This window comes from Oceanimonas pelagia (assembly GCF_030849025.1).
Classification (GTDB): domain Bacteria; phylum Pseudomonadota; class Gammaproteobacteria; order Enterobacterales; family Aeromonadaceae; genus Oceanimonas; species Oceanimonas pelagia.
In genome coordinates this window covers 530,964-542,761 of record NZ_CP118224.1, presented here as the reverse complement: position 1 = coordinate 542,761, position 11,798 = coordinate 530,964, and the positions used below count along the sequence as shown (strand labels likewise).

Below are 11,798 nucleotides of genomic sequence, written 5' to 3'. Positions count from 1 at the left end.
TTATTCGCAGTCGTAGCCGGCGTCGCTCAGGGCCGCGACAATCTGTTCCCGGGGCAAGTGAGTACTGATGCTCACCTTGCGGGTGGCCAGCTCAAAGTTCAGTTCACAGTCCGGATCCAGCTCGGTCAGAATGCCGGAAATCACGCCCACACAGTGGCCGCAGGCCATTTCGGGTACGGTAAGGGTCAGCATGGTTTATCTCCTGATTAAGTTTGACGCCCTTACTTTGAACCCTGACACAGGGGGAAGGTCAAGCTTCGAATTGATGCTGGTTATGAAATGCTGTGAATTCACTTCGCTCATAGCCATGTCTACGGCCCTGCTGCACAAGGCAGTAGCAGGGCTTGCCATAACCGACCGTCACATGCCAGGGAAGGCATGTGCCGAGCGCCCCATGGATGGGCTCGAAGCGTGTCGGTGGAGGCAACCCTGCTGATGCCTTGTGACACTCCGGCACCACAGGTTTTGCCTGGTTTAAAACAAAAAAGGCGGGCACAAGGCCCGCCAAATGATTTGACATCGACGTATTCACCGGCTCAGATGAGCTCGGTCAGCACCTGCTCAAGCAGATCCAGACCTTCACTGACCACCTCCAGTGGTGAGGTCAGGGCGGGCAGGAAGCGGATCACGTTGCCGCGCACACCGCAGGACAACAAAATCACCCCTTTCTCGATCCCCTTGGCCACCACGGCCCTGGTCAGTTCCGGGTTGGGCTGGTCCACATCCCCATTGTGCACCAGCTCCATCGCCACCATGGCGCCCAGGTTACGCACCTGGCCGATATGGTGAGGATACTTGGCCTGCAGCGCGTGCAGGCGCTTGTTCATCAGCTCGCCCAGGGCCAGGGCCTTGTCGCACAGCTGTTCTTCTTCAATGATGTTCAGCACTTCCAGGCCGGCGGCGCAGGCCAGCGGAAAGGCGGCATAGGTGCCACCCAGGCCGCCCGGGTTGGCGGCGTCCATGATGTCGGCCTTGCCCACCACGGCAGACAGCGGGAAACCGCCGGCAATGCCCTTGGCCATGGTCATCAGATCCGGCTCGATGCCGGCGTACTCGGTGGCGAACAGTTTGCCGGTACGGGCAAAACCGGTCTGGATTTCGTCGCACACCAGCACGATGCCGTGCTGATCACAGATGGCACGCAGCTTTTGCAGGAAAGACGGCGGCGCCGGGTAGAAACCGCCCTCGCCCTGCACCGGCTCGATGATCAGCGCCGCCACCCGGCCCGGCTCGATGTCGCAGTGGAACAGCTCGTCCAGGGCCTTGAGGGACTGCTCCTCGGTCACACCGTGGTAGGCGTTCGGATACGGCAGGTGGTAGATCTCGCCGGGAAAAGGTCCGAAACCGGCCTTGTAGGGCGCGACCTTGCCAGTCAGACCCATGGCCAGGTTGGTGCGGCCGTGAAAACCGCCGTTAAAGGCAATGACACCGCTGCGCTTGGTGTGGGCGCGGGCAATTTTCACCGCGTTTTCCACCGCTTCGGCACCTGTGGTAACGAAAATGGCTTTTTTCGGGCTGTTACCCGGAGCCAGCTTCACCAGCCGCTCGGCCAGTTCAACGGCGCTTTCGTAAGGGGTGACCATGGCGCAGGTGTGGCTGAAACGCTGCAGCTGCTCGTTCACCGCCGCCACAATGCGCGGGTGGCTGTGGCCGGTGTTGACCACGGCGATGCCGGCGGCGAAATCGATAAAGCGCTTGCCGTCCACGTCCCAGATTTCGTTGTTCTTGGCGTGATCCACATACACGGCGGCCATGTTGCCCATGCCGCGGGCAAAGACGGCATCCTTGCGCTGCTGAAGTTGCTGGTTCTTGCTCATGATGTTTCTCCTTTTCTTGCTGTTCAGCGAATGCCGCCCATGCACAGGTATTTGGTTTCCATGTAATCGGCCAGGCCTTCGGCGGAGCCTTCCCGGCCCAGGCCCGATTCCTTCACGCCGCCAAAGGGGGCGATCTCGTTGGACAGAATGCCCTCGTTGATGCCGATCATGCCGTATTCCAGCTGCTCGGCGACGCGCCAGATGCGGCTGTGGCTCTCGGTATAAAAATAGGCGGCCAGGCCGTAGGGGGTATCATTGGCGATGGCCACGGCCTCGGCCTCATCTTTGAAGCGAATGACCGGCGCCACCGGGCCGAAAATCTCCTGATTGGCAATGGCCATTTGCTGAGTCACATTACCCAGAATGGTCGGGGCATAGAACAGCTCGCCGGCCTCGTGGCGGCGGCCGCCGGTCACCAGGGTGGCGCCTTCGGTGAGGGCCGCATCCACCATGCCGGCAATCTTGTCGACGGCGGCCTTGTTGATCACCGGACCAAGGGTGGTGGCATCATCCAGGCCGTTGCCGATCATGAACTTCTCCACCTCGGCCTTGAAGCGGGCCATGAATTCGTCGTAGATGCCATCCTGCACCAGAATGCGGTTGGCGCACACGCAGGTCTGGCCGGCGTTGCGGAACTTGGAGATCACCGCGCCGGTGACGGCGGCGTCGAGATCGGCATCGTCAAACACGATAAAGGGCGCATTGCCGCCCAGTTCCAGGCTGAGCTTTTTCACGGTATCGGCGCTCTGGGCGTAGAGCAGCTTGCCCACCCGGGTGGAGCCGGTGAACGACAGCTTGCGCACCCGGGCGTCATTGGTCAGCACCTTGCCCACCGCGGCGGCCTGGCTGGAGGTCACCATGTTGATAACGCCATTGGGAATGCCCGCCTGCTCCGCCAGGGCCATCAGCGCCAGGGCGGAGAACGGGGTTTCTTCCGAGGGCTTCACCACGGTGGTGCAGCCCGCCGCCAGCGCCGGGGCCAGCTTGCGGGTGATCATGGCGTTGGGAAAGTTCCAGGGGGTGATGGCCGCCACCACGCCGATGGGCTGCTGAATGCTCAGGGCCCGCTTGTCGCCGGTGGGGGCCGAGAACACCTTGCCGTAGGCACGCTTGGCTTCTTCGGCGTACCACTCGATGTAGGAGGCGCCGTAGAGCACCTCGCCCCGGGTTTCGAACAACGGCTTGCCCTGCTCCTGGGTCATCAGCCGGGCCAGGTCTTCCTTGTGCTCGATCACCAGATCGAACCAGTTGCGCAGCAGGCGGGCGCGCTCCTTGGGGTTGAGCGCGCTCCAGGCCGGCAGGGCGCGGCTGGCGGCGTCGATGGCGGCGCGGGTTTCGGTTTCGCCCATGTCGGGCACCTGACCCAGTTGTTCACCGTTGGCGGGGTTGTATACGGCAATGGTGGCGCCGCTCTCGGCCTGACACCAGCGACCGTCGATATGGCCGCTTTCTCTTACCAGGGTGCTGTTGACTGCAGAAATGCTCATATTGGCTGCCTCATGTTGATTCCATCCGCGCCCGTGAGTCCAAAATTCCGGCTTTGCCGTGAGCGGCGCCACAACGGCACGGGCCATGGTTTGACAACATGCTAGCCCCGGGCGCAAAGTCCGGTAAATGATGCCCTTTCAACATACACATTGAAGCATTTCAAACTATGAGCCAGACCAACCGGCCCGTGCTGGGCCAGATCGGTGATTATGAAATTCGCCTGCTGAAGCTGTTCAAGACGGTGGTGGAATGCGGCGGCTTTTCGGCGGCGGAAACCGAACTCAACATCAGCCGCTCCACCATCAGCGTGCATATGGCCAACCTGGAAAGCCGGCTCAAGCTCAAGCTGTGCCACCGTGGCCGCTCGGGATTTTCCCTCACCGACGACGGCGAGGTGATTTACGACTCCACCAAGCGGCTGTTCAGCCGGCTGGAGGAATTTCGCTATACGGTGAACGAGCTGCACGAGCAACTGAGCGGCGAACTCAAGATCATCTCCAGTGACAACATCTGGCTGGAAGACGAGTTTTCCATGGTGGAGGTGTTCGCCGCCCTGGGTGAACAGGCGCCGGACGTGAACGTGAGCGTGGATGTGGCCTACATGGGCGAGATCGAGCGCCGGGTGCTGAGCGATGAGGCCGATGTGGGCTTTATTCACTACCACCGGGATCTGGAAGGGCTGGATTACCATCACCTCTACCAGGTGCGCTGTTTTCTCTATTGCAGCGACCGCCACCCGCTGTTTGCCGAGCAGGACGACACCGTCATTGCCGAGCGCCTGCCCGAGTTCAAGCTCATTCACCCCGGCATTCACACCAATCCGGAAACCAGCGCCCAGCATGCGGGCCTGAAGCTGGCCGGCCGCGCCTACCACTACGAGCCCCGGGCGGCGCTGATCCTGTCGGGCCAGTACATCGGCTTTTTGCCGGAAAGCTATGCCCGCCGCTGGGTGGACGGCGGACGCCTGCGCCCGCTGCTGCCCCGGCAGAAAACCCACCTGCTCGGCATTTCCGCCATTACCCGCAGCCACGGCCGCCAGAGCCGGCTGCGCCAGCTGTTTCTGCAGTTGCTGAAAAACCAGCTGAACCGCCCCTGAGTCTCACGGCCGGCGGCGGGTGCCGGCCGTAACAATATGATCATACTCACAATTTATGCCAACAGTTATGCTGACCCAAAAGCTGACAGTGGTGCTAACTGCTGTATATATAAGGCTTTTACGTTTTTTGTTTGATTACCATCAATCCTAAGTTGAATGTTCGTGTATTTAACCGGACGTTAACCTGACGCAGACTGCCAGCCGCCCCCCGGGGATACAGCAAATACACGACTTCGCGTCCGGCACTCACGCCGGGCCGAAGCAGACGGAATGTGATAAACAAGGGACGCACACAATGACCAGACTCTGGAGCTCTGCCCGGACCAAGATCGCCGCTTCACTGATTGCCGTTGCCGGCATGGGTGCCGCCATGGAAGCCATGGCCGCCGATGTTACCTGGCGCTTTACCAACCTCTACTCCCGCGGCACCGCCTTTGGCGATGTTTACCAGGCCTTTGCCGACAAGATTGAAGCCGACTCCGACGGCCGCATGAAGATCAACATGCTCTACGCCGGCGAAGGCGTCGACACCAAGGGCATTATCAGCGCCACCAAGTCCGGCCTGCTGGACATGGCCGCCCCCTTCCAGCCCATGCACGCCGGTGAGATTCCCTTTGGCGTGGTGGAAGTGGGCCTGCCCGGCTCCGACGGCACCCTGGAAGAGCTGAACGCCCTGTTCCATGAAAAAGGCTGGAGCCAGGTGCTGACCGAAGCCTACGACCGTCACAACCTGGTGTGGCTGGATCCCTACTTTCAGCCCGGTGTATATGTCATCACCAAGAAGAAAATCGAGTCCATCGAGGACTTCAAGGGCCTGAAGATACGGGCGCCCGGCGCCTACGGCCGCTTCTTCCGCGAGCTGGGGGCCTCTCCGGTCAACCTGGCCTGGGGGGAAACCTACACCAGCCTGGCCACCGGCGTGATCGACGGCACCATTGGCTCCAACCTGATCGACCATCGCGACGGCAACTTCGCCGAAGTGGCCAAGTACATGTATCCGCTGCCGGTATCCAGCGCCCAGGCCCTGCCGGTGCTGGTGAACAAGAACGCCTGGAACAAGCTGCCGGACGATCTGAAGGAAGTGGTGCGCAACGCCGCCAAGTGGCACGCCGAGCAACAGGCCGAGAAATCCGCCCTGTGGGAACAGGAAGCCGTGGCCGACATGGAAAAACTGGGCATGACCTGGAGCCCGGAAGCGTCTGAAGCCGACAAGAATAAGTGGCGTGACGCCGCCGAGGCGGTCTGGGCTCATTACGGCCAGACCGACCAGTACAGCGCCCGTCTGGTAGAACTGCTGAAGTAAGCCCCCACCACTGCCCCGCTTCGCGGGGCAGTCTGCATGACCCGGATGTATCATGAAAACACTGCTTAGTATCTGGTGCAGGGCCACCGGCTGGCTGGTATCGGCCACCAGCCACACCATTTCCCTGGCCCTGCCGCTACTGGCGGGCACCGTCGCCTTTGAGGTGTTCTCCCGCTATGTACTCGACCGTCCCACCCTCTGGGCCTACGACGTGTCGCTGTTTCTGTTCGGCTATATCGGTGCCCTGTGCGGTGCCCACGCCCAGTTGAAAAAGTCCCATATCAACGTCGACATCGTCTATCTGGCGGTATCCCAGCGCTGGAAAAACGCCTTTGACCTGCTGGCCAACACCCTGGGCGGCTTTTTCCTGCTGGTGATCGCCAGCAAGGGCTGGGAAAAGGCGGTGGAAGCCATGGAATTCGGCTATACCCGCCAGTCGGAGTGGGCCCCGTCCATTTCCCATTTCTGGATCATGGTCACCGCCGCCGCCGTGCTGTTTCTGCTGCAGCTGTCTGCCGACATGATCAGGGATGCCTGGCAACTGGTCACCGGTGAGCCGCTGCTGAGCGAGGAAGAACAACAATGAGTATTGAACTGATCACCGGCCTGCTGCTGCTGGGCGTGCTGGTGTCCTTTATCATGGGTGCCCAGGTGGGCCTGGCGCTCGGCGGTGTGGCCATGCTGCTGGGCTATGCCACCTGGGGCGAAGGCATTTTCAATATCGTGCCAACCACCATTGAAAGCACCCTGTTCAGCTTTGTGCTGCTGGCCATTCCCCTGTACATCTACATGGGCCAGTTGCTGACCCGCTCCGGCATTGGCGATGCCATGTTCAAGGCCAGCCAGCTGGTGATTGGCCGCATTCGCGGGTCGCTTGCCATCAGCGTGATCGGCGTCTGCTCCATGATCGGTGCCATGGTCGGCATTATCGGCGCCGGCATCATGACCTCGGGCAGCATTGCCCTGCGTCCCATGCTGGAGCGCGGCTACGACAAGAAGCTGGCGCTGGGCGTGATCATGGCCGGCGGTGGCCTGGGCATTCTTATTCCGCCCAGTATTCCCATGATTCTGTTCAGCTCCACCACCCAGAACTCGGTGGGCAAGATGTTTATCGGCGCCCTGGTGCCGGCACTGATCTCCATTACCGTGCTGATGCTCTATGTGGTGATCTCCTGCAGGCTGAACCCGGAACGGGCTCCCCTCGGCCATGCCCTGGATGCGCCCAAGAACCGGCGGGAAAAACTCATCACCCTGCGCGACGGCTTTATGGCCCTGGGCCTGATCGTGCTGGTGCTGGGCAGCATCATCAGCGGCATTGCCACCCCCACCGAGTCCGGCGCCATCGGCGTGGTCGGCGCCCTGCTGCTGGCCATTGTCTACAAGCGCTTCAAGCTCAACATGATGAAACGCTCCGGCGCCGAAACCGCGCTGCTGGTGAGCGTGGCCATCTGGATTGTGCTGGGCGCCTCGGTGTTCAGCAACTTTCACCTGCTGATGGGCGTACAGGGCATGGTGGCAGACTTTGCCGCCGGCCTGGATCTGCCCCCCATCGCCATCATCATCATGATGCAGGTGGTGATGCTGTTGCTCGGCTTTATCATCGACGAGATGATCATCGTGCTGATCTGCGCGCCCCTGTTCACCCCCATTGCGGTAGGCCTGGGCTACGACCCCATCTGGTTCGGCATATTGATGATTCTGAATATCGAGATCGCGGTGCAGACCCCGCCCTACGGCTTTGCGCTGTTCTACCTCAAGGGCATCGCCCCGCCCGGGGTGACCATGATGGATATTTACAAGTCCATTCTGCCCTTTGTGATGCTCAAGCTGGGCGTACTGATCCTGTGCATGCTGGTGCCGGAAATCGTGACCTGGCTGCCCAACAAACTGATGGGGTAACGACTCATGTTCAAGGAAATACTGCTGCCGCTCGACTTTGAGCACGAGGATTTATATACCCGGGTGGTGGAGTCGGCGCTGCGGCTGTGTCATTCACAAGGGCACATTCACCTGCTGTATGTGAACCCGGCCCGGGTACACCACGCCGCCGCGCCCTTTTATTCGCAAGAGCAGCTGGAAGCGCAGGATCAGGCCATTCGGGCCCGGCTGGAAGAGTTTATGCAAAGCCATGTTCCGGCCGAGTACCGCGGCCGGCTGGAAATTCGCCACGGCGTGGTGTACGACACCATACTGGCCCGGGCCAGGAAGCTGGCGGCCGACCTGATCATCATGCCCGCCTCCCGTCCGGGCGCCAAAACCTACCTGCTGGGATCCAACTCCTCCAAGGTGGTGCGCCACGCCGACTGTGCCGTGCTGGTGGTGCGGTAAGGACTGGGGACTGGGGACTGGGGACTGGGGACTGGGGACTGGGGACTGGGGACTGGTATTCTGTAGGCCCCGTTTTAACGGGGCAAATATATCTATATGTCACACGGTTTGCCCCAATAAATTGGGGCCTACAGCCAGCCTAGCCTTTGTTGATTACCCCTTCCCTTTCGGCCAGAGCTGCTCCATGGCCAGCGCCAGCAGGGTGCCGGTGAGCAAACCGTTGCCCAGCAGGTATTGCGCCATGCTGGGAAAATGACGGTACAGGCCGGCGGGCAGGAACATGCAGCCCACGCCCAGCAACAACGCCACGCCAATAATGGTGCTGGCGCGGTTGTCGAGACCGTTTTTGGTCAGCAGCTGAAACGCCAGGCTCACCAGCTTGATAAAGGTGGCCAGCAGCGCCGCATTGGCCACCGGCGCCGGCAACAGTGACAGTACCCCCACCGCTCCCGGGAACAGCGCCACCAATGCCAGCAGGGCGCAGGCCAGCAGAAAGGGGCCACGCCTGTCTTCACCGCTGAGCTGAATAAAGCCGGCGGTCACCGGCAGCGGCACCACGGCAATGGTGGAAAAGCAGCCGGCCAGACCGTGGCTGACGCCCGATATCCGGCTGCTGCGGTTGATCACGGCGTGCTCGTCTTTCTGACGCTCACGCACCACCGCCGACACCGCGGTGACCGCCGCAATCTGGTTGGAAAACAACAGCAGCGAGAACAGCACCGCCACCACCAGCATGCCGGCATCCAGCCGCGGCAGGCCCCAGGCAAACAGCGCCGGCAACGCCAGGCCGGCTTCTGCTGCCACCGCCAGCGGCGACAACCCGAACAGCCAGAACGCCGCCCAGCCCAGCACGATGCCCACCAGCACCGCATAGGTACGCAACAGGTTGTGGCGGCTGAAGGAGCACAGCAACACCCCGAGAAACACCAGCAGGCCAATCAGCAGCACCGGCAGGCTCATGGTGCCGGTGCGCGGATCCGTGACCATGCCGCGCACAAACACCCCGGCGAGCTGAATAACCAGCAGCAGAATAAAACAGCCGGTCACCAGCGGCGTGAACAAAAACAGCAGCCGGTGCACCTGCCGCGCCAGTCCCAGCACCAGCATGATAAGGCCGGCCACCAGCACGCCGCCGGAAAGCAATTGCAGGGTGTCAAAACTGTTCAGCCCCTGCTCCCGGCCGATATAGGCCATCACCACAAACACGATGGCCCAGGAGCCGGCGGGCCCGTCGGCAATCGGATAACGGTGCCCCAGCCAGGCCTGCAGTCCCGAGCTTAACCCCACCACCAGCAGGGTACGCTGTACCAGTCCGGCCACCTCGGTACCGTCGAGCCCAAAGGCCTGGCCAAGTACAATGGGCAACGCCAGGGCATTGGCCAGCAAAAACACAAACCACTGAGTCACGCTCAGCCCCCACCCCAGGTGGTGTCGCATGGATGTCTCCCATGTTGAAAAGATGAAACGCGGGCAGGCACCAGCCTGCCGCTATCGGGCATGACCAGACAGGCCGCGGCAGGCGGCCCTTTCAGGGGGCATTAACGGGCGTTATTGTCGGTATTCTCAAGCTTGCCGTCCAGCGCTTCCAGAATGGAGCAGTGCTCGGCGCTTTCCAGCCCGCCACAGCAGGCCTCGGACAGCTGGTGCAGCGAGCGGCGAAAATGCTCCAGTTCGCGAATGCGCTCTTCCACCTCGGCCAGCTTGCTGTCGGCCACCGCCTTCACCTCGCGGCAGGTGACCTGGCAGCTGCTGATGCGCAGGGCCAGCAGCTCCTCGATGTCCTTCAGGGAAAAACCCACCTTCTTGCTGCGCAGAATAAAATGCAGCCGTTTTTTATCGTCTTCGCTGTATTGCCGGTAGCCGGTAGGCGTACGCAGACTGGGCACCAGCAGCCCTTCCTTTTCGTAAAAGCGCAGGGTATCGGTTTTGATGCCGAAGGCCCTGGCCAGCTCGCCGATGCGATACATTCGACCCCCTTGAAGCTGGATTGATTAGACGTGAAGCCTCTCGACACCAAACCAAATAGTCCGGCAAGACGCGGCAAAAACGGGTAGAATATGCCGCCTTCTGTTCTGGCGTACCAGGCGGTTTGGTAAAGCCGGTGGCGTCCTTTCGCCGATTTTACCAAACCCCCCGATGAATCGTTAAAGGAACGAGAACATAATGGAAACTGCCCGACCCATTCGCCGTGCTCTGCTGAGTGTGTCCGACAAACAAGGCATTGTGGAATTCGCCCAGGGGCTGCACGCCCGTGGTGTGGAGCTGCTGTCTACCGGCGGCACCGCCCGCCTGCTGGCGGAACAAGGCCTGCCCGTGACCGAAGTATCCGACTATACCGGCTTTCCGGAAATGATGGACGGTCGCGTCAAGACCCTGCATCCCAAGGTACACGGCGGCATTCTGGGTCGTCGCGGCCAGGACGACGCCATCATGGCCGAGCACGGCATTGCGCCCATCGACATGGTCGTGGTCAATCTCTATCCTTTCGCCAACACCGTTGCCAGGGCCGACTGCAGCCTGGAAGACGCCATCGAGAACATCGACATCGGTGGTCCCACCATGGTGCGCGCCGCGGCCAAAAACCACAACGACGTGGCCATTGTGGTCAACGCCTCCGACTACGATCGCCTGCTGGCCGAGCTGGATGCCAACGGCAACAGCCTGACTCAGGCCACCCGCTTCGATCTGGCCATTGCCGCCTTTGAGCACACCGCCCAGTACGACGGCATGATCGCCAACTACTTCGGTACCATGGTACCGGCCTACCACCAGGCCGCCGAAGGCTCGAAGTTCCCGCGCACCGTCAACTACCAGTTCACCAAGAAGCAGGATCTGCGCTACGGCGAAAACAGTCACCAGAGCGCCGCCTTCTACGTGGAAAACAACGTTGACGAAGCGTCCGTGGCCACCGCCACCCAGCTGCAGGGCAAGGAACTGTCCTATAACAACATCGCCGACACCGACGCGGCACTTGAGTGCGTGAAGGAATTCGATGAGCCGGCCTGTGTCATCGTCAAGCACGCCAACCCCTGTGGCGTGGCCCTGGGCAAGGACCTGCTGGAAGCCTACGATCGCGCCTACCAGACCGATCCCACTTCCGCCTTTGGCGGCATCATCGCCTTTAACCGCGAGCTGGACGAAGCCACCGCCCGCGCCATTATCGAGCGCCAGTTTGTGGAAGTGATCATCGCCCCGTCCATCAGCGCCGAGGCGAAAGCCGCCGTGGCCGACAAGAAGAACGTGCGCCTGCTGGAATGCGGCCAGTGGGCCGGCAAGACCAAGGGCCTCGACATCAAGCGGGTGAACGGCGGTATTCTGGTGCAGGACCGGGATCAGGGCATGGTGGACCTGGCCGACCTCAAGGTGGTGACCAAGCGTCAGCCCACCGAGGAAGAGCTGAAAGATCTGCTGTTCTGCTGGAAGGTGGCCAAGTATGTCAAATCCAACGCCATCGTCTATGCCAAGGGCAGCCAGACCATAGGTGTGGGCGCCGGCCAGATGAGCCGGGTGTACTCCGCCAAGATCGCCGGCATCAAGGCCGCCGACGAAGGTCTGCAGGTGGAAGGCTCGGTGATGGCTTCTGATGCCTTCTTCCCCTTCCGTGACGGCATCGACGCCGCCGCCGCCGCCGGCATCAGTTGCGTGATCCAGCCCGGTGGTTCCATGCGCGACGAAGAAGTCATTCAGGCCGCCGACGAGCACGGTATGGCCATGGTATTTACCGGCATGCGCCACTTCCGCCACTAATCGGAACGAGGAAACAAGC

General features: G+C 61.4%; 11 protein-coding genes. 6 read left to right on the top strand and 5 right to left on the bottom strand.

All coding sequences use genetic code 11. The annotated features are described in order from the left end of the window. The 3 genes from PU634_RS02515 to PU634_RS02505 all read right to left on the bottom strand — a co-directional run bounded on the left by PU634_RS02515 (nt 1) and on the right by PU634_RS02505 (nt 3,304). A complete protein-coding gene (locus PU634_RS02515) occupies nt 1–192 on the bottom strand; it encodes a heavy-metal-associated domain-containing protein (RefSeq protein ID WP_306762503.1) in 192 nt (63 codons plus the stop codon). Between the two features lie 344 nt (nt 193–536). Continuing rightward, entirely contained in the window at nt 537–1,817 is a 1,281-nt protein-coding gene (gene gabT, locus PU634_RS02510; protein ID WP_306762502.1) for a 4-aminobutyrate--2-oxoglutarate transaminase, read from the bottom strand. Between the two features lie 23 nt (nt 1,818–1,840). Further along, nucleotides 1,841–3,304 (bottom strand): NAD-dependent succinate-semialdehyde dehydrogenase, encoded by a 1,464-nt coding sequence (locus PU634_RS02505; RefSeq protein ID WP_306762501.1) that lies wholly within the window; start codon nt 3,302–3,304, stop codon nt 1,841–1,843. A 167-nt stretch (nt 3,305–3,471) separates the two neighbouring features. Between PU634_RS02505 and PU634_RS02500 the strand changes: the two genes are divergently transcribed. The 5 genes from PU634_RS02500 (at nt 3,472) to PU634_RS02480 (ending at nt 8,032) form a co-directional block, all read left to right on the top strand. Then, nucleotides 3,472–4,401: a LysR family transcriptional regulator gene (locus PU634_RS02500; protein ID WP_306762500.1), complete on the top strand. Its 930-nt coding sequence runs from the start codon at nt 3,472–3,474 to the stop codon at nt 4,399–4,401. A gap of 295 nt (nt 4,402–4,696) precedes the next feature. After that, entirely contained in the window at nt 4,697–5,704 is a 1,008-nt protein-coding gene (locus tag PU634_RS02495) for a TRAP transporter substrate-binding protein (RefSeq protein WP_306762499.1), read from the top strand. A 52-nt stretch (nt 5,705–5,756) separates the two neighbouring features. Continuing rightward, nucleotides 5,757–6,290, top strand: a complete 534-nt coding sequence (locus PU634_RS02490) for a TRAP transporter small permease subunit (protein WP_306762498.1) — start codon at nt 5,757–5,759, stop codon at nt 6,288–6,290. Then, nucleotides 6,287–7,603 (top strand): TRAP transporter large permease, encoded by a 1,317-nt coding sequence (locus PU634_RS02485; protein ID WP_306762497.1) that lies wholly within the window; start codon nt 6,287–6,289, stop codon nt 7,601–7,603. The genes PU634_RS02490 and PU634_RS02485 overlap by 4 nt, the downstream gene beginning before the upstream one ends. Before the next feature lie 6 nt (nt 7,604–7,609). Beyond that, nucleotides 7,610–8,032, top strand: coding sequence for a universal stress protein (locus PU634_RS02480; RefSeq protein WP_306762496.1), 423 nt, complete (start codon nt 7,610–7,612; stop codon nt 8,030–8,032). A 153-nt stretch (nt 8,033–8,185) separates the two neighbouring features. Here PU634_RS02480 and PU634_RS02475 read toward each other — a convergent pair whose 3' ends face one another. Continuing rightward, nucleotides 8,186–9,469, bottom strand: a complete 1,284-nt coding sequence (locus PU634_RS02475) for a purine/pyrimidine permease (RefSeq protein WP_306762495.1) — start codon at nt 9,467–9,469, stop codon at nt 8,186–8,188. A gap of 101 nt (nt 9,470–9,570) precedes the next feature. After that, nucleotides 9,571–9,999 (bottom strand): Zn(2+)-responsive transcriptional regulator, encoded by a 429-nt coding sequence (zntR, locus tag PU634_RS02470; protein ID WP_306762494.1) that lies wholly within the window; start codon nt 9,997–9,999, stop codon nt 9,571–9,573. A 196-nt stretch (nt 10,000–10,195) separates the two neighbouring features. On the opposite strand from zntR, the gene purH reads away from it, so the two are divergent. Continuing rightward, complete coding sequence (purH, locus tag PU634_RS02465) at nt 10,196–11,779, top strand: bifunctional phosphoribosylaminoimidazolecarboxamide formyltransferase/IMP cyclohydrolase (protein WP_306762493.1); 1,584 nt, start codon at nt 10,196–10,198, stop codon at nt 11,777–11,779. Nucleotides 11,780–11,798 lie beyond the last annotated feature (19 nt).

Excerpts from the sequence above, each read along its gene's own strand:
- PU634_RS02515 (WP_306762503.1), bottom strand. The coding sequence starts at position 192 with ATGCTGACCCTTACCGTACCCGAAATGGCCTGCGGCCACTGTGTGGGC.
- gabT (WP_306762502.1), bottom strand. The coding sequence starts at position 1,817 with ATGAGCAAGAACCAGCAACTTCAGCAGCGCAAGGATGCCGTCTTTGCC.
- PU634_RS02505 (WP_306762501.1), bottom strand. The coding sequence starts at position 3,304 with ATGAGCATTTCTGCAGTCAACAGCACCCTGGTAAGAGAAAGCGGCCAT.
- PU634_RS02500 (WP_306762500.1), top strand. The coding sequence starts at position 3,472 with ATGAGCCAGACCAACCGGCCCGTGCTGGGCCAGATCGGTGATTATGAA.
- PU634_RS02495 (WP_306762499.1), top strand. The coding sequence starts at position 4,697 with ATGACCAGACTCTGGAGCTCTGCCCGGACCAAGATCGCCGCTTCACTG.
- PU634_RS02490 (WP_306762498.1), top strand. The coding sequence starts at position 5,757 with ATGAAAACACTGCTTAGTATCTGGTGCAGGGCCACCGGCTGGCTGGTA.
- PU634_RS02485 (WP_306762497.1), top strand. The coding sequence starts at position 6,287 with ATGAGTATTGAACTGATCACCGGCCTGCTGCTGCTGGGCGTGCTGGTG.
- PU634_RS02480 (WP_306762496.1), top strand. The coding sequence starts at position 7,610 with ATGTTCAAGGAAATACTGCTGCCGCTCGACTTTGAGCACGAGGATTTA.
- PU634_RS02475 (WP_306762495.1), bottom strand. The coding sequence starts at position 9,469 with ATGCGACACCACCTGGGGTGGGGGCTGAGCGTGACTCAGTGGTTTGTG.
- zntR (WP_306762494.1), bottom strand. The coding sequence starts at position 9,999 with ATGTATCGCATCGGCGAGCTGGCCAGGGCCTTCGGCATCAAAACCGAT.
- purH (WP_306762493.1), top strand. The coding sequence starts at position 10,196 with ATGGAAACTGCCCGACCCATTCGCCGTGCTCTGCTGAGTGTGTCCGAC.